This window comes from Aliiroseovarius sp. S2029 (genome assembly GCF_023195575.1).
In the GTDB taxonomy this organism is placed as follows: Bacteria; Pseudomonadota; Alphaproteobacteria; order Rhodobacterales; family Rhodobacteraceae; genus Aliiroseovarius; species Aliiroseovarius zhejiangensis.
Genome location: NZ_JALPQE010000001.1, coordinates 152,977 through 168,404 on the forward strand (window position 1 = coordinate 152,977; position 15,428 = coordinate 168,404).

Annotated in this window: 20 protein-coding genes; 10 read left to right on the forward strand and 10 right to left on the reverse strand. The window is 59.6% G+C overall.

What is annotated here, in order from left to right; translation table 11 throughout:
- Positions 1-4: 4 nt before the first annotated feature.
- A complete protein-coding gene (locus MUY21_RS00810) occupies positions 5-1,144 on the reverse strand; it encodes a hypothetical protein (protein ID WP_248408523.1) in 1,140 nt (379 codons plus the stop codon).
- Between the two features lie 89 nt (positions 1,145-1,233).
- The gene (locus tag MUY21_RS00815) at positions 1,234-1,635 is read right to left on the reverse strand and encodes a CreA family protein (RefSeq protein WP_248408524.1); all 402 of its coding nucleotides are present in this window, start codon (positions 1,633-1,635) and stop codon (positions 1,234-1,236) included.
- Positions 1,636-1,872: 237 nt separating this feature from the next.
- Here MUY21_RS00815 and MUY21_RS00820 point away from each other — a divergent pair, with 237 nt between their 5' ends.
- From MUY21_RS00820 to nhaA, 4 genes are all read left to right on the forward strand, one after another.
- On the forward strand, positions 1,873-3,273 hold the full coding sequence (locus tag MUY21_RS00820; protein ID WP_248408525.1) for a mechanosensitive ion channel family protein: 1,401 nt from the start codon (positions 1,873-1,875) through the stop codon (positions 3,271-3,273).
- A 3-nt stretch (positions 3,274-3,276) separates the two neighbouring features.
- Positions 3,277-4,083, forward strand: a complete 807-nt coding sequence (locus tag MUY21_RS00825) for a formate/nitrite transporter family protein (RefSeq protein WP_248408526.1) — start codon at positions 3,277-3,279, stop codon at positions 4,081-4,083.
- A gap of 95 nt (positions 4,084-4,178) precedes the next feature.
- Entirely contained in the window at positions 4,179-4,355 is a 177-nt protein-coding gene (locus tag MUY21_RS00830) for a PLDc N-terminal domain-containing protein (protein WP_191285299.1), read from the forward strand.
- Positions 4,356-4,419: 64 nt separating this feature from the next.
- Positions 4,420-6,264 carry a Na+/H+ antiporter NhaA gene (gene nhaA / locus MUY21_RS00835; protein WP_248408527.1) on the forward strand — a complete coding sequence of 615 codons (1,845 nt, stop codon included), beginning with the start codon at positions 4,420-4,422 and terminating at the stop codon, positions 6,262-6,264.
- 18 nt (positions 6,265-6,282) lie between these two features.
- Here nhaA and MUY21_RS00840 read toward each other — a convergent pair whose 3' ends face one another.
- Entirely contained in the window at positions 6,283-7,062 is a 780-nt protein-coding gene (locus MUY21_RS00840) for a response regulator (RefSeq protein ID WP_248408528.1), read from the reverse strand.
- A 115-nt stretch (positions 7,063-7,177) separates the two neighbouring features.
- Between MUY21_RS00840 and MUY21_RS00845 the strand changes: the two genes are divergently transcribed.
- The 6 genes from MUY21_RS00845 to MUY21_RS00870 all read left to right on the forward strand — a co-directional run bounded on the left by MUY21_RS00845 (position 7,178) and on the right by MUY21_RS00870 (position 10,676).
- A complete protein-coding gene (locus tag MUY21_RS00845; protein WP_248408529.1) occupies positions 7,178-7,348 on the forward strand; it encodes a NepR family anti-sigma factor in 171 nt (56 codons plus the stop codon).
- Complete coding sequence (locus MUY21_RS00850) at positions 7,345-7,896, forward strand: RNA polymerase sigma factor (protein ID WP_248408530.1); 552 nt, start codon at positions 7,345-7,347, stop codon at positions 7,894-7,896. The genes MUY21_RS00845 and MUY21_RS00850 overlap by 4 nt, the downstream gene beginning before the upstream one ends.
- Positions 7,893-9,464: a histidine kinase dimerization/phosphoacceptor domain -containing protein gene (locus MUY21_RS16135; protein WP_248408531.1), complete on the forward strand. Its 1,572-nt coding sequence runs from the start codon at positions 7,893-7,895 to the stop codon at positions 9,462-9,464. Before MUY21_RS00850 ends, MUY21_RS16135 begins: the two co-directional genes overlap by 4 nt.
- A 105-nt stretch (positions 9,465-9,569) precedes the next feature.
- Complete coding sequence (locus tag MUY21_RS00860) at positions 9,570-9,764, forward strand: CsbD family protein (RefSeq protein ID WP_248408532.1); 195 nt, start codon at positions 9,570-9,572, stop codon at positions 9,762-9,764.
- Positions 9,765-9,879: 115 nt separating this feature from the next.
- Positions 9,880-10,335, forward strand: a complete 456-nt coding sequence (locus MUY21_RS00865; protein WP_248408533.1) for an MgtC/SapB family protein — start codon at positions 9,880-9,882, stop codon at positions 10,333-10,335.
- Positions 10,336-10,436: 101 nt separating this feature from the next.
- A complete protein-coding gene (locus MUY21_RS00870; RefSeq protein WP_191284874.1) occupies positions 10,437-10,676 on the forward strand; it encodes a hypothetical protein in 240 nt (79 codons plus the stop codon).
- Positions 10,677-10,778: 102 nt separating this feature from the next.
- On the opposite strand, the gene MUY21_RS00875 is transcribed toward MUY21_RS00870, so the two are convergent.
- The 7 genes from MUY21_RS00875 to MUY21_RS00905 form a co-directional block, all read right to left on the reverse strand.
- Positions 10,779-11,864, reverse strand: a complete 1,086-nt coding sequence (locus MUY21_RS00875) for an AI-2E family transporter (RefSeq protein WP_248408534.1) — start codon at positions 11,862-11,864, stop codon at positions 10,779-10,781.
- A 1-nt stretch (position 11,865) separates the two neighbouring features.
- Positions 11,866-12,819: a YihY/virulence factor BrkB family protein gene (locus MUY21_RS00880; RefSeq protein ID WP_248408535.1), complete on the reverse strand. Its 954-nt coding sequence runs from the start codon at positions 12,817-12,819 to the stop codon at positions 11,866-11,868.
- Positions 12,820-12,838: 19 nt separating this feature from the next.
- Positions 12,839-13,669, reverse strand: coding sequence for a DUF3618 domain-containing protein (locus MUY21_RS00885; protein WP_248408536.1), 831 nt, complete (start codon positions 13,667-13,669; stop codon positions 12,839-12,841).
- On the reverse strand, positions 13,659-14,051 hold the full coding sequence (locus MUY21_RS00890; RefSeq protein ID WP_191284878.1) for a phage holin family protein: 393 nt from the start codon (positions 14,049-14,051) through the stop codon (positions 13,659-13,661). The genes MUY21_RS00885 and MUY21_RS00890 overlap by 11 nt, the downstream gene beginning before the upstream one ends.
- Complete coding sequence (locus MUY21_RS00895; protein WP_248408537.1) at positions 14,048-14,494, reverse strand: hypothetical protein; 447 nt, start codon at positions 14,492-14,494, stop codon at positions 14,048-14,050. Before MUY21_RS00895 ends, MUY21_RS00890 begins: the two co-directional genes overlap by 4 nt.
- Positions 14,495-14,614: 120 nt before the next feature.
- On the reverse strand, positions 14,615-15,028 hold the full coding sequence (locus MUY21_RS00900) for a PRC-barrel domain-containing protein (RefSeq protein ID WP_248408538.1): 414 nt from the start codon (positions 15,026-15,028) through the stop codon (positions 14,615-14,617).
- A 175-nt stretch (positions 15,029-15,203) separates the two neighbouring features.
- Positions 15,204-15,383, reverse strand: a complete 180-nt coding sequence (locus MUY21_RS00905; RefSeq protein WP_191284881.1) for a PLDc N-terminal domain-containing protein — start codon at positions 15,381-15,383, stop codon at positions 15,204-15,206.
- Between the last annotated feature and the right edge of the window lie 45 nt (positions 15,384-15,428).

Genomic DNA, 15,428 nt, shown 5'->3' on the forward strand with positions numbered 1-15,428 from the left:
CACCTTATATCTGGTCAAGCGGCAGACCCGCTTCGGACAGGATGCGCCGCACATGCGGATAAGCACTTTCGCGGACCGTGATCTTGCCGTCCTCGATCTCGATCAAACCAACCCGTTCCAGCGCCGAGCCGATGCCCACCGGCAACGTCATCGGAAGCACCGACCCCAGTTCTTTCGCGGTCAGCGGCCCGTGGATCAGCAGCGCGTGAAGCACGAACCGGCCGATCCGTTCGATCCGCGATGGCAGTTGCGGCACCGCCGGATCCTGTAACCAAGTCGCCGCATCCTCGTGGTCGTCGCCCGTGTCGTCGTGGTCTGAGTCTTTGGTGGCGTCGGTCGCATCGCCATTGGCCTCCACCTCCTGATTAACGGCGGCGTCCAGCAGCCGGATCGCGGCCCACGGACACCCATAGGCCCGCGCGGCCAGGGTCTTGAGATAACGATCCTTGGGCGCACCCTCGTCATCCTCGGCCAGAATATCCTTGCCGCTGTCGGCAGATTTCAGCACCCTGTCCCCCAGATGGGCGCGAAGCAGTTCGGCAAGCGCCTTGTCCCCGAACGGTGCAAAACAGCGCGCGTCCGATACAACTGCCTGAATCGCAGAGGTTTGTGCCAGATAGGTCCAGGTCCAGCTTGACATGCCCAGAAGCACGTTGCGTGACGCGCCATCCAGTTCCGCCAGATAGGAACGCATCGCCGCCCGCCCCTCCAGCGACCGCCGCACGAGGGACGAAATGTCGGGGACCATCAGCGCAGCCCCCCCGGTGGGCACAGCGGCGGCATCCACAAGGTCCAGCCCGCGATCCTTAGCCCAATCCGCCAGGAAGTGTCGCGGCACACTGGGCATCATCACGAAGGCACAGACGGTATGCGGCCCCTCTTCCCGCCTGGCCCATTCCAGATAGACCTTGTCCAGACATTCAAACTGATGCGCGCGCAAGCTGGACCAGAGCGCATCCGGGATCACCGATCCTGTAAGACGTTCCAGATCATCGGGCAGCAGATCAGCCTTTCGATCATCCAGCACCCGCAGCTTTTCACGCAGCCGCCGATACCCTTCCTTCAACGAGCTTGTCGCGGGGGCGCGCGGCCAGTCATAAGACCCGACCGAGGCAAGATCAGTGGGAAATTGGGAAAACGTCATTGGGCACCCTGTCAGAACGGATCACTGGACTACGTGGCACCAATGTGCGCCAAGTGCCGGAAAAATCAAAGACGTTCCCGCCCTACCCATTACCGCTGCCCGTAAAGCGGCACGGTCGAGATCGACATCTTCGCCGATCCGCTTTCAACCTCGCGGGCATGCGCGATATAGATCAGCACCTGATTTGACTCGTCAAAGATGCGTTTCACGCGCAGGCTTTTCAGGATGATCGACATGCGCTGGCTGAACACGTCCTCGCCTTCGTCGCTGCGATCAATGTCACCGATGGTGATCGGGCCGGTTTGGCGGCAGGAAATGGCGCTGTTTGACGGGTCTTCGAACCAGTTTCCGTTGGACAGACGATCCACCAGACCGCGCTCGAAATAGGCGATATGGCAGGTGACGCCCTCCACATCCGGGTCACGGATCGCCTCGATGATGATGTCGTTGCCCAGCCAGTCGACATCGACGTTCCCGACCTGTTCAGCCATCGCGCTTGCGACATAACACGGGCCGATCAGGCAGAGGTAGAAGAGTATTTTCCTGCAATATGTCATAGACTTGATCTCTTTTGTCATTGCTTGCCACAGCGGGCACCCGCGACCAGACTAACCGATATTGCTCTCGTCCACATACCGTTGTCACAGCCCCGCTGCAAAAAAGCATCGCCCTTTGGAACCTTTCGGGCCATCCTGCGTTCAATGTTGAAGGGAAATGTGGAAAATATCATGGGGAAGTCTTTCATTCGGCGCCTGGCTCTGGTCGTGACGCTGGCCGCGTGGCTGCCTGCCTTGTCCGCGCTGGCGCAGACCAGCAGTGACGGGATTGCGAATGAGCCGGAGGCCGAAGTCGTTGATACCGATCAGACGATCTCGGTCACGGAAAGTGTGCGTGATGATCAGATTGCCACACGGATTCAGGGCATCCTGAAAGCCACCGGATGGTATGAAGACGTGCAGGTCGATGTGCAGGATGGGATCGTTTTTCTGGACGGCACCGCGACCTCGTCCAAGCGCCAGGACTGGGCGCGCGACCTTGCGGCCAAGACCGACGGCGTGGTCGCAGTCGTGAACCGGCTGACCCTGGTGCAAGAGGCTGACTTTTCGATCGACCCCGCGGTTTCCGAATTGCGCAGCCTGTGGGACAAGACAGTCTCGGCGGCACCGCTGATCCTGCTGGCGTTTCTGATCCTGCCGTTGGCGCTGTTTCTGTCGTCCGGTGTCGCACGGGTGGCGCGATGGGCGTTGAAGGATCGGTTGGGATCACCTTTCCTGCGCGATGTGACCGCCCGTTTCATCGCCCTGCCGGTCTTTCTTGTCGGCCTATACATCGTTTTGCAAATCGCCGGTCTGACCCAGCTGGCAATCTCGGTTCTGGGTGGGGCCGGAGTGATCGGGATCGTGATCGGCTTTGCCTTCCGCGACATTGCCGAAAACTTTCTGGCCAGCCTGTTGTTGAGCGTCCGCCAACCGTTCCGGCGGGGTGACTTTGTTGACGTTGCCGGGCATCAGGGCGTGGTGCACAGCATGAACACCCGCAGCACCGTTCTGGTGTCACCCGAAGGCAACCATATCCAGATCCCCAATGCCGCGGTCTTCAAGGCCACCATCGAAAACTACACGGCCAGCCCGAACCGCCGCGGATCGTTTGACGTGGGCATCGGGTATGATGCCTCGATCACGGATGTGCAGGCGATCATCATGGGTGAACTGGCCGAACATGACGCCATTCTGTCCGACCCCGAACCGATGGTGCTGGCAGATACGCTGGGCGCGTCGACGGTGATCATCAAGATCTATTACTGGTTTGACGGGGCGGCGATTTCTCCGTTGAAGCTGAAATCGGTGCTGATCCGCCGCGTGATGGCGGCGCTGACGGATGCAGGCATCAGCATGCCAGACGAAGCCCGCGAAATCATCTTTCCCGAGGGTGTCCCGCTGGTCGAGGCGCCAGCGCCTTCGGACACTACCGCACCGACACGTACGCCTGCCCCGGCTAGGAAAGACACACCGAAAACAAAGATCGCCCCCGCGATGGACGAGGATCTGTCAAACGAGGTCGACAATCTGGAGCCGCAGATGCAAGTGCAGGTCGAAGGCGACAAGGACAGCAACCTTTTGGACAGTTGACAGATGACAGAAGAAGAAATTCAGGAAGAACAGGCGATTGAGGACGCCAGCAAACTGACCGCCAAAACGGTGTACGAGGTGATCCGGCGCGCAGGCGACGAAGAGCTGGAGCGCAGCAACGGCTCGCTGTTCTGGTCGGGGGTGTCTGCCGGGATCGTGATCAGCTTTTCCGTGCTGGGCGAAGCCGTCCTGCGGACCTATCTGCCTGACACGTCCTATAGCTATCTGATCGAGAATCTCGGCTATTGTCTGGGCTTTGTGATGGTGATTATCGGGCGGATGCAGTTGTTCACCGAAAATACCATCACGACGGTCCTGCCTTTCCTGCACAGTCCAAGCTGGTCGGTGTTCAACCGGATCCTCGTTCTGTGGTCGATCGTTCTGTTTGCCAATGTGCTGGGCGCTTTTGCCATTGCGACTTTCTATGCCCACAGCGGCGCCATCTCGGCCGAACTTCTGCCAGCCATCGAAGAGCTGTCGCGCCACGCCACTGGAATGCCACCTGCCGAAAGCTTTGCCCGCGCCATTCCGGCTGGCATACTGGTGGCGGCCATCGTCTGGATGCTGCCCGAGGCCGGGGCGTCATCCGTGTCGATCATCGTCCTGTTCACATGGCTGATTGCCGCGGGCGATTTCACCCATATCGTCGCGGGATCGGTGGAAATGGCCTATCTGATGGTGACCGGAGATCTGGGACTTCAGCAGGCCGCTTTCGGCTTTTTCCTTCCGGTTCTTGCAGGCAATGTGGTGGGCGGCACGGTCATCTTCGCCATGCTCGCCTGGGGGCAGGTGCGCCGTGACATCGACTGACCTGTCGGGGCACGCAACAGATCTTCCATCGGGCTGGCAAACGCCTGCGTCGATCACGTATCCCGGCGATAGAGAAAGGTAGAACCATGAATGACATGACCCTCAGCCTGGGCGGCGCAATCATCCTGGCCCTTGATATATATGCGATATACAACATCCTCAGTTCAAAGGCCTCATCGCTGTCCAAGGTGATTTGGACGATCGTGATCCTTCTGCTGCCGATATTCGGCTTCATTATGTGGTTGTTGCTTGGCCCCCGCGGTGTGAAATAGCGCACCGGGCCTGACGTGTTGTTGTATGGTGACCTGCGTCACCGCTTCCAAAGGGGACAAAACGATGGTGCTGAACAAGGATTACGACCCCGAACGCGATTTCGTCATCGGGAACGAGGACGCCGCCCGCCGAGTGGTCTGGTTTGTCGACTTCACTGACAAGCCGACCCGACGCCTGCGCGACATCGTTCTGCGCCTGTCTGAACGCCTGTCGCCCGATCAGGTTGCCGTGGCGGTTCGCTTCACCTATCCCGAAGGCGACAAGCGCGCCGATATCGCCGCACGCGCCGCCATCGCGGCGGGGCAGCAGGAACGGTTCTTCGACATGGTCACGGCGCTGTTTGACGCCCCTCCGAAGTTTACCCGGGCCTCGGTGATCAAACTGGCCAGGGGGTTGGGCCTTGATCTGACGCAGTTTGAAGCCGATCTTGATGCGCCCGAGGTCGCCCAGCGCATCAAACATGACCGCGAGTCGCTGTCGAAAGAGGTTCCCCCCTCGGCCCCCTATCTGTTCATCGACGGCACCCTCTATCAGGGTGTCTGGGACGAGGTCGCCCTTCTGGAAGCGATCGAGCGACCGTTGGGCGTGCGGCTGGAAGTGGCGGCGTTTCGGTTCATCGACTGGGCGGCCTCTGCGGGGTTGATGCTGATCCTGGCCACGCTTGCCGCGCTTCTGTTCGTCAATATCGGCTTCTATGACTCGTTCGATGCGTTGCGAAACACGTCGATCGGCCTGTTTGCCGGAAGCTGGCGGCTGGATCTGAGCCTGCTGGCCTGGATCAACGACGCGTTGATGGCTCTGTTCTTTCTGCTGGTCGGGATCGAGATCAAGCACGAGTTTGTCGAGGGCGAGCTGTCAAACCGTTCGGCCGCCGCAATGCCGATCATTGCAGCCCTGGGCGGCATGCTGGTGCCGGCCGGTATCTATGCCGCACTGAACTGGGGCACGCCCGAGGTGCATGGCTGGGGGGTGCCGATGGCCACGGACATCGCCTTTACCCTTGGTATCCTTGCCCTTCTGGGCAACCGGGTGCCGACATCGCTGAAGATCTTTGTCTCGGCGCTGGCGATTGTGGACGACCTTGGCGCCATTTTGGTGATCGCTGCCTTTTACGGACATGGATTTCACCTTGCAGCCTTCATCACCGCCTGCGTCATCTTTGCCGCGATGATGGCAATGAATGTGGGCAAAATATACTGGCGCGCGCCCTATCTGATCCTGGGGGTCGTGCTGTGGTATTTCATCCACGAAAGCGGCCTGCACGCGACGCTGGCGGGGGTTTTGACCGCTGTTGCCCTGCCCAGCCGCGCCAAAGCCAACCGGGCGGCGGTCGCGGCGCAAACCGCCAAGCTGTTCGAGCGGGACAAGCAGATCGGGTCCGAACATATCGTCGCCGCCCCGACCTTCATGCAATTGCAGACCATCATGGACCGTCTGGGCGCACCGGGGGTGCATGTGCGCCATGCGCTGGAAAACTGGATCAATTTCCTGGTGCTGCCGCTGTTTGCCTTTTTCAACACCGGGCTTCTGATCACGGCGAGCAGCGTGAATTTCACCGCGCCCGAAAGCCTTGGGGCGATTCTTGGACTGGTGGTTGGCAAACCACTTGGCATCTTTCTTTTCGTCTATGTCGCCGCAAAGATCGGTCTGGGACGGCTGTCGTCCGAGATCAGCATGACGCAGGTTCTGGGGGCGGGCTGCCTGGCCGGGGTGGGCTTCACCATGTCGATTTTCATCGCAAACTCGGCCTTTGCGGGCAATCAGTTGGAATCGGTCAAGCTCGCCGTTCTGCTGGCCTCGTTGATGGCGGCAGTGTTGGGCAGCGTGATCCTGATCTACGCGCATCGCGCAGAACAGGCCGCCCACGCCCCCGAAACCGCCGAGGCCGAAGCCCCCTCGCCCAGCTAGGCAACTGTCGCGCGGCTGTCAGACCAGGGTTTCGGTCGAGGCAAAGAACATCGCCTGCGAGATCGCGGACAAAACCTGTTCCGGGCGGAAGGGCTTGGTGATCAGAAAGGCCGGTTCCGGGCGTTCGCCGGTCAACAGGCGTTCCGGGAAAGCGGTGATGAAAATGACCGGCACGTCACCATGTGCCGCCAAAAGATCGTTCACAGCATCAATACCCGAGCTGTCATCGGCCAATTGAATATCGGCCAGGATCAGGTCGGGGCGACCATCGGTGCCGACACTGACAGCTTCGTCGCGGGTCTGGGCCACGCCAAAGACCCGATGGCCTGCGTCGGACACGATGCCTTCCAGGTCCATAGCGATGATCGGTTCGTCTTCGATGATCATCACAGCACCGCGTGCGGCCTCTGCCAGTTCGGCCTGGCCGATGCGGATCAGGGCCTCGGCCTCGTCGGGATCAACGCCAATGATCCGGGCGACATCGACCGCCGGAAAATCCTCCAACGCGTTCAGCAAAACCGCCTCGCGCGCATTCTCGGTCAGCCTTTGCAGAAGTTTCTGCGCCTTCGCCGCCACCCCGCGATCCGCGTCCGACACCGGCGCGCCCGAGCTTTGCCAGATCGTGTGAAACATACGATACAGTGCAACCCGTGCCCCAACCTGATCAGGAATGGTGTCCGGGTTGTCGATCATCGCTTCCAGCACCGCAGCAGCATAGGCGTCGCCCGTGGACTGGCTTCCGGTCAACGCACGGGCATAGCGGCGCAGATAGGGAATATGTGTCGCAATATGATCCATTTTGCTGTCCTTTTGCTTCAGATCCGGTTTTTTTTGGCTGTTGAGGAACCAGACCGTGATTTGATAGTTGTCCTCATGGTAAGCCGGTGTAAACCGAAATAACAGAGTAAAATCAATGCCCGCCGAAGACGCCGACAAAAAACGATCGCAGGATCTGATCGACGAAAATCTGAAGAAAGCGTTCAGCGACACGCTGGACGAAGGTGTGCCGGATCGGTTCAAGGATTTGCTGGCGCAACTCAAGGAAAAGACCCCTGACGACCCGTCGGAGGAGCCGCAAAAATGACGTCTTCCGATCCTCGTGATGCCGTGCTGGAACATATTCCCGCACTCCGCGCCTTTGCCCGCAGCTTGACCAAAGATGCCGTGCGGGCTGACGATCTGGTGCAGGAATGTCTGGTCAAGGCCATCGGGAATTTCGACAAGTTCAAAGAGGGCAGCAACCTGCGTGCCTGGATGTTCACCATCCTGCGCAACACCTTCTATTCCGAGCGCCGCAAAGCCGTGCGCGAGGCCGAAGACCCGGAAGGCGAGATCGTCGGCGCCCTGTCCGTCAAACCCGAACACGACGGTCGGTTGCAAATGACGGAATTTCAGGATGCGTTTCGGCAGCTCAAGGATGAACACCGCGAGGCGCTGACCCTGATCGGGGCGCTTGGGATGTCCTATGAGGAAGCCGCAGAGGCCTGCGAGGTGGCCATCGGCACGATGAAATCGCGCACAAACCGCGCCCGCAAGGAACTGGCCCGGCTGATGCATCTTGACGACGACACGCCGACCGAACTGACCGACAGCCAAACCCTTTCCATCGTTAATCAATCAGGACATATGTGACACGTCTTCGCCACCTCTTCCTCAACTCACTGCAAAGCCGCTTTATTGCGGTTTATCTGATTGTGATGGCGCCGATTGCGGCACTTGCCAGCTACTACCAGTTCACCATTCTGTCCGACCGCCACGAGGCGCGCGAAATTGCGGCGCTGGATGCGGTAGAAAGCGCCTTTGCGCCTGTCACCTCGACCCTTGTGCAAAGCGATCTGCTGCTCAATCTGCTGGGCGAACTGGCCGGGCGCGGCATGTCCCAGGAAGGGGAATGCAGCAGTATGATAGATGCGGTGTTGAAGGCGGATTTCTCCGTCGTTGCCGCCGGGATCTATACCGAAGACGGAGAGCCGCTGTGCACGCAAGCGATGCAGCAATTCGGGGTCGGGTCCGATCTGACCATGACCCCGCCAGCCAATTCTCCGCAGGTCAATCTGACCGAAAGCGAGCTGTTCGTCACCAAAACGGTGCCCGGTCATATTGTTGCCGTTCAGGCCAATATACCCTCTGTCGACCTGCCCGAAATCACGACCGACTTCAGGTTTGCCAGCCGAATTTCGCCCCTGACCTCCGACGGCAATCGTGCCGACGATCTTGTGCTTGTCCATCGCCTGGCGCCTCATGCACGGGGCATCGTACATGACGAACACGACCAGGATCTGGCCATTTTGCCGGTGACTGCGTTCGATCTGCGCCTGATCGCCACACTGCGTCCCGGTGTTGCCGCCCCCCCCGTCTGGCGAACCGTGGTCAATGCCGCCTTCGTTCCCCTGGTGCTGCTTGCGCTCAGCCTGTTGCTGGCCGATCTGCTGATCCGTAAGTTGGCGGTGAATGACATCACCCGGCTGACCCGCGACATGAAGGCGTTTCGGCAGGATCGTGATCTTCCGAGGCAGGGTGTCGGCCCTTGGGCCACGGACGAGACCGCCGCCATGCAGGCAGAATTCTCGACCCTGTCGGACCAGCTTTTGCGCGAGGAAGCCGAGGCGCAAAACCGTTTGCACAACGCCAACATCATGCAACGCGAGATCTTTCACCGCGTCGGAAACAACCTTCAGATCATCCAGTCAATCCTGCGACTATATGCGAAAGAGGCCCAGACTCAGGAAGCCCGGCAACTGATCGACCAGGTGGCGGCCCGCATCCGCGTGATCAATCTGGTCCATAACGCCGTGCATCGGTCGGTCGATGCCCCGGTCTTGTCAGCGGGCCAGACTGTCAGCAAGCTGATCCAGGGCTTGCAGCACGAGGGGCTGATTGCCAGTGACATCGACATTGATCAACGGTTCCAGGATGTCGGGCTTCGCGTCAGTCAGATTTACGCTCTGTGCTATCTTCTGGTCGAGAAACTGACCCGGTTGTCGCGATCCGGGGCCAGCCGGATACAGATTGACCTGGTCGAGGACGACGCCACGATCGTTTTGTCGGTCTCGGCAAATGTGGGCCAGTTGGCCGCAGCCGACCCGGTCAGAGCAAGATTGCGCGAGGTCTATACGCGCGATCTGAGGGCAACCGCCCGTTGGCACACGGAAACGGACACTGTGACCTTCACGGCGGTCATTCCCGGCCAGGTCACCTGAACCCGGTGATCCGGTGGAAAGGCAGGTTTTATTCCCCGCCTGACGGAACCAACCCCTGTCTTGAGCGTTGACCTGTCAGAAACCGCAAGATGTAAGGAGAGACCGATGAATTGGGACGAAATTCAAGGCAAGTGGAAGCAGCTCAAAGGCCGGTTGAAGGAACAATGGGGCGAGCTGACTGACGACGAGATCGACCAGATCGACGGAGACCGTGAACAGCTTGAAGGCAAGCTTCGGGAAAAATACGGCAAAACGAAGGAAGAAGCCCGCGACGCGGTCAACGATTGGCTTTCCAGCTGACGGCTCTTCCCCTTTCGCACATGAAAAACTGACGTAAAACTGATACATGGGGCGCGGTTCCAGCCGCGCCTTTTTGCTGGCACGCCCGGAAAAACCACTCTGAAAGGACGCCCTGATGATCGACTTCGAAACATTCGTATTTCGCAGCCTTGTCGCGTTGGGGCTGGGGCTGGTCGTTGGCCTGGACCGCGAGTTCAAGCACAAACCCCTGGGCATGCGCGCCTACATGCTGGTCTGCCTGGGGGCGGCGGCCGTGTGCATGGTATCACTGAACATCGCAGCCGAGGCCGAAGCAAAGGACGTCACCTTCGATTTGTCGCGTGTGGTCAGCGGGATCGTCGGTGGTATTGGGTTTCTGGGCGCGGGGGCGATCATGTCCAACCGGACGAATGGCAAACTGCGCGGCGTGGGCAGCGGATCTTTGATCTGGGTCGTGGGCATCATCGGCCTTACCGTGGGTTTTGGCTATGTGATCGAAGCGGTCAGCGTCACCCTGATGTCCTTTCTGGTCCTGACCATCGTAGGGTATTTGCGCAGCCGGTTCGATCTTCAGGAGAACGACGAAGACTGATTGCGGAACACTTCGGACAGTTGTGCGTTGAGTTCATACAAATTGGCTCAAAGCACGATGCAATTATTGCCGCGTGCCAAGCAACACAGAGGAAAGGATCCATGGCCAAAATCAAACCGTCCTATGACCCGATTGACGACTTGAAAGGGTCGTCGCAACACCATGACCTGAAAAACCAGCCCGGTGAAAAGGCCGACGAGGATCATCAGAAGTCGGATGCAGATCCTTCTGATGAACTGAAACACGCCGTGGCCGGCACCAATTCGGATACGGGGATTGCCGACGCGCTGCGTGAGGCAGTTGATGACGATGAGGACGACAGCGGCGAAGGCACAGCCTAGCATTCAACGCCCGATCAACGCCCACCCCGCCGATACAGAAATTCAAGGCCCGCATCGCAGGATGCGGGCCTTCGTGTTGCCTGGGGCTGACTGCCCTGCTGGTCAGGTTGCGCGATCTTCCTGCGCCTTTGTATCGGACGCCTCTTCACCACCCAGAAACACGCCCAGCGCACGGGTGGAGGGCGTCTGGTCAAGGATCACCTTTATGGTAATCAGCACCGGCACGGCAATCACCATGCCGACCACCGACCAGATCCAGGCAAAGAACGCCACCGCGACAAAGACGACCGTGGGGTTCAGCCTCAGCCGGTTCGATATCACGTAAGGCGTGATAAGCTGCCCCTCGATCGAAGTCAGGGTCATATAGGTTGCAAAGATCAGCACCGCCGACCACGCATCCTCATAGACATTGAACCCGACAATCGAGGCCAGCAAAGCCCCGAACACGGCACCGATATAGGGCACGAAGTTCAGTGAGAAGGCGATCACCGCGAACATGATCGGGTTGGGCAGGCCCCAGGCTGCCATCGCGGCCCCGATGACGATGCCAAGACAGAAATTGATCAAGGTGATGCCCCCAAGATATTGGCCCAGTTTCTGTTCAACCTGCTGCACCATCGCAACCGCCGCGCGCTTGTCCGAGAACCGGGGAAGGCTTTCCACCAGCTTGCGCACGAAGGTCGACCCCGATGAGATCAGAAAAAACATCAGCACGATGGTCAGCACGATCTGTCCAACCACAATCGGGGCGGCGGCCACAAGTGAACTGACAAAGCCGGGATTTTCGACGACCTTTACCGCCATCGCCGGTTCTTTTTCGGTGTTGGCGACAGCGTCTTCGGCGGCTTTGGCCGCTTCGCCCAGTTTGTCCAGGGTCTCGGCCGCCGGGTTTGGCATTCGGCGCAGATCATTGATCATGTCCGGCAGGTCTTCGGCCAGTTGCGTGATCGGAAAGCTGAAATTCCAGACCGCAAACATCAGCCCGGCCCCTGCCACGGCACAGATCGCGAAGGCGGTGATGACGCTGGGAATGCCAAGCTTCGACATGCGGCGTTCAATGGGGCGCATGATCAGGAAGCCCAGTATGGCGGCGACGATGGGGATCAGGAAATCGCTGGCCCAATCCAAAAAGAACAGAGCAAGGCATAGAAAAATGCCGATCTGCGCCCAGTTGGGTTTTTCTTTCACCTCACGTCCCCTCGCTGTCGGCGCGTGTTGGGCCAAGTGTGTCGGCCACAACAGCGCCACGTTCCCCCATCGGCCTGTCCGGTCCGACTGTGGTGTCTTTGCGGGTCTGGTGTTCCATCTCGGCATTCAGCTTGCCACCGGCCAGAACCACCACCGCCGAAATCCACAGCCACATCAGCAGAATGATCACCCCGGCAATCGTCCCGAAACTCTCGTTATAGCTGGCAAAATTCGAGACATAGATCGTAAACCCGAAAGACGCGGCGATCCAGAACAGGCAGGCCAGAACAGCCCCCGGTGAAATCCAGCGCCAGCGTGCGTCGCGGCGGCTGGGCCCGAAACGGTACAGCACCGAGAGCCCTGCGATGGTCAGCACGATCAGCAAACCCCATGTGCCGATCCGGGTCGCAAGGTCTGCGATCGGATCAAGCGACAGAAACTCGAGGGCAAGGGGCAAAGCAACGATCACGACAATGGCAATCAGGATGCCCAGCATCAGTAGGATCGTAAGGGACAGAAAAGTTGCATTGCGCAGGAAAAAGCCGCGCTTTTCCTCTTCTGAATAGACGATGTTCAACCCGTCGCACAGCGTCGCCACCCCGCGCGAACTGGACCACAGGGCAAGCCCCATGCTGATGATCAGTGTCAGTTCCAGCCCGTTGGCCTGTGCCACCGATGTGGCTTGCGTTCGTATGATCGACAGCGCATCCGCCGGAACGACACCCTGAAACCGATCCATCTGGGCCACGATCACGCTTGGGTCCAGCACCAGCCCGCCGATGGCCAGAACCGCGGTGATGGCGGGAAACAGGGCCAGGATCCCGAAAAAGGCGACCCCGGCCGCGATCAGGCTGATGCGGTCGCGCCCGAAGCTGCGCAGGAACCGCGCAGCGATGTCCAGCCACCCGGAATGGGGGATGTCGGTTGGGGTGCGTGCTTCGCGGCCGCGGGCCATTGAGCCTGTCCTTCCGTTCTTAGCTGTCAGGGACACCCTGCACCGCTGTGTTGCGAACCATGCGCGCGCGGGCCAGTTCTTCTTCAAACACCCGGTCAGCTTCGGCGAAGGCGTCGTGGTCATCGTTATCGTCTTCGTTCGACGCAGCCGAATGGCGCATGTAAAGCGCCCCGGCAATCGCTGCGCCCAAGGCAAGCGCGACGCCCCCGACCACCAGCGGATTTTCCTTTGCGAAATCGGCGCCGGCCTGCCCGGCATCACGCACTTTGCGGCCTGATTTCTGAGCGACCTCAAGCGCCCGTTCGCGGGCGGCAATGACCCGGGCGCGGGCCTCGGCTGACAGCTCTTCGGTGCCCTCGGCAATGCGCCGGCGCATATCCTCGGCCTGATGGCGCAATTCTGCGACCTGGTCCTGGGCGGTGTCCAGCACGTCGCGTGCGCGGTCCTGCACCCGTTCCGCCACGCCCGGCGCGGGCCGTGTTGAATGGGCGGCGACCATAACAGGCGTGTCACGGTCCGGGTCACCCTCGGCAGGTTTCGGGCCGTTATAAGCCCCCATCGACCGGCGCATCACCGGGTCGGGTTCGGACGCTGCCGCCCCTGCCCCTGACAAAAGCCAACTGACACCGGCCCCCACGGCCGCAACAGCCAACGGGTGCGCCTGTGCGTTCTGGCCGAAGCGGTTCATCAGCTTCTGCACGATATCCCCGCTCGCATCCCGAAGATGCTGCTTGGCTTCAGCGGTCAGGGCTTCGACAGACACATGATCGTTCAGCGCCGACAGTTTCTGTTCCAACTGGGCGCGTTCGGCGTCGATATCGTCCTGAATTCCTTCGATGTCATTTCTCATGTGTAGCCTCCTTCAAGGCGGTTGCGTCGCGTCGGATGCGGGCTGCAGTGCGGGATGGGGCGCGGCTGGCCATTTTCAGATCACTTTGCGCCTTCAGCACCATGATCAGGGCGATCACTCCGAAAAAGCTGGCCACGATCAGCGGCGCCCACACAACGGACACTCCCGCCGCCGTCAGGGCGGCAACCAAGGTGCCCGCGATCAGGTTCAGTGCGATCATCGCCAGGATGGCGGCCCCGACCAATAGACCGATGGCGGCCCCGGCGCGGTTGATATTTTCACCAAGCTCGGCCTTGGCCAGCGCGATTTCCTTCTGGATCAATCCCGAACTGAGCCTGAGCACGTCCGAGATCAGCGACAATGTAGATTGTTCGGATCTCATGATTTGTCCCCCGACTTGGTCATCATGCGCGCAATCGCGAACCCGACCAGCGCCGCCCCACCGGCAAACAACAGCGGGTTGCGACGGGCAAACTCGGACACATCGCGCGACAATTCGCCCAGATCCTTGTCCCGGATCGCGTCCGAGGCATCGGCAAGGCTTGCCGCCAACTGCCCGAAGCTGCGTTCCTGAAAAGATCCATAACGCAACGATGCCGCCGCACCGCGCAGGGTTTCCGAGGCACGCGATGCGTGTTCTGCAACCTTATCGGCCGTGGCTTCTGCGGTGTCGCGGGCTGTTTCCGCAATGTCCGCTGCGCCCGATTTCACGCTTTCGACCGACGATTTGACCGCTGACGAGGTTTCGTCCACCGCCTTGTCAATTTTTTCGGCGGCATCCTTTTTTGTCGCGCTTGTTTCTGCGGGTGTTGTAGATTTGGCCATATTCGTCTCCTCCTTCGTCTGTGTCATTTGTTAAATAGGCGGGGTCACCGGAATGGCGCCTCATCAAGACTGCCGGTTGAGAGAGGCCCCCGGCAGCAGGGCCGGAGGCGTTGGCAAGGATTAATCCCAGAAACCTTCGTCCAGGTTTTCCTTCTCCATCAGCTGGTCTTTGGACAACGGGCTGACGAACCCATAGGACTTGTCATCGGTTGGAACCAGACGGACATCGTCAACGGCGATGAAGACGTGCTTGTCGCCAATATCAAGGAACCCGCCGACTTCGGCGATGATCCCCGTCAACTGACCGTTACGGTTCAGCACAAGATCTTCGATTTCACCAATCTCATCCCAGTTCTCGTCAACACTGTCATAGGTCATGTCCATGTCCCAATTGTCGGCTGTCATAGCATAGACCTGCCCGCCCGTGATGTCGCGTGTGCGGATCATGTCGCCACGGTCCATTGCATGATTGTCAGCATAGGCTGCCGTGCTTGCGACCAGCGAGATAGCAGCGGTCATCAGAAAATTCTTCATGGGTCATCTCCACGTTTCAGTTGCATTGGTTCTGTCAACTCTTGCGCAAGAGATTGGTTCCGTGCCGACCGACACTTTCCCAGATTTTTTCATCTTTTTCATAAATTTAGGGCGTGCAGCACTTCAAGCTGCACGCCCTGCCGTCAGTCGCGTCGCCCCCGTCGGCTGCGTCGCGTCACGCGCCCTTCGGACCGGCCACCAGCCAGATGATGAAGCCGATCAGCGGCAGCACCAAAATCAGCAGAATCCAGAGCACCTTGTTCAATGCCGGCACACCGGATTGCAGGACCGATACGATCGCCCAGATATCAAGGGCCAGAATAAGCAGGCCACCGAGGCCAGACACGAAATCCATGATGTTTTTCCTTTCCTGTCACACAGCCGAATTGGCCGATTGTCC

Bases quoted from the DNA above. Each gene is read 5' to 3' on its own strand.
- MUY21_RS00840 (WP_248408528.1), bottom strand. From the start codon at position 7,062: ATGGATCATATTGCGACACATATTCCCTATCTGCGCCGCTATGCCCGT.
- MUY21_RS00880 (WP_248408535.1), bottom strand. From the start codon at position 12,819: ATGGCCCGCGGCCGCGAAGCACGCACCCCAACCGACATCCCCCATTCC.
- MUY21_RS00865 (WP_248408533.1), top strand. From the start codon at position 9,880: ATGATCGACTTCGAAACATTCGTATTTCGCAGCCTTGTCGCGTTGGGG.
- MUY21_RS00895 (WP_248408537.1), bottom strand. From the start codon at position 14,494: ATGGCCAAATCTACAACACCCGCAGAAACAAGCGCGACAAAAAAGGAT.
- MUY21_RS00820 (WP_248408525.1), top strand. From the start codon at position 1,873: ATGGGGAAGTCTTTCATTCGGCGCCTGGCTCTGGTCGTGACGCTGGCC.
- MUY21_RS00845 (WP_248408529.1), top strand. From the start codon at position 7,178: ATGCCCGCCGAAGACGCCGACAAAAAACGATCGCAGGATCTGATCGAC.
- MUY21_RS00885 (WP_248408536.1), bottom strand. From the start codon at position 13,669: ATGAGAAATGACATCGAAGGAATTCAGGACGATATCGACGCCGAACGC.
- MUY21_RS00830 (WP_191285299.1), top strand. From the start codon at position 4,179: ATGACCCTCAGCCTGGGCGGCGCAATCATCCTGGCCCTTGATATATAT.
- MUY21_RS00870 (WP_191284874.1), top strand. From the start codon at position 10,437: ATGGCCAAAATCAAACCGTCCTATGACCCGATTGACGACTTGAAAGGG.
- MUY21_RS00890 (WP_191284878.1), bottom strand. From the start codon at position 14,051: ATGAGATCCGAACAATCTACATTGTCGCTGATCTCGGACGTGCTCAGG.
- MUY21_RS00900 (WP_248408538.1), bottom strand. From the start codon at position 15,028: ATGAAGAATTTTCTGATGACCGCTGCTATCTCGCTGGTCGCAAGCACG.
- MUY21_RS00815 (WP_248408524.1), bottom strand. From the start codon at position 1,635: ATGGCTGAACAGGTCGGGAACGTCGATGTCGACTGGCTGGGCAACGAC.
- MUY21_RS00810 (WP_248408523.1), bottom strand. From the start codon at position 1,144: ATGACGTTTTCCCAATTTCCCACTGATCTTGCCTCGGTCGGGTCTTAT.
- MUY21_RS00905 (WP_191284881.1), bottom strand. From the start codon at position 15,383: ATGGATTTCGTGTCTGGCCTCGGTGGCCTGCTTATTCTGGCCCTTGAT.
- MUY21_RS00825 (WP_248408526.1), top strand. From the start codon at position 3,277: ATGACAGAAGAAGAAATTCAGGAAGAACAGGCGATTGAGGACGCCAGC.
- MUY21_RS00860 (WP_248408532.1), top strand. From the start codon at position 9,570: ATGAATTGGGACGAAATTCAAGGCAAGTGGAAGCAGCTCAAAGGCCGG.
- MUY21_RS00850 (WP_248408530.1), top strand. From the start codon at position 7,345: ATGACGTCTTCCGATCCTCGTGATGCCGTGCTGGAACATATTCCCGCA.
- nhaA (WP_248408527.1), top strand. From the start codon at position 4,420: ATGGTGCTGAACAAGGATTACGACCCCGAACGCGATTTCGTCATCGGG.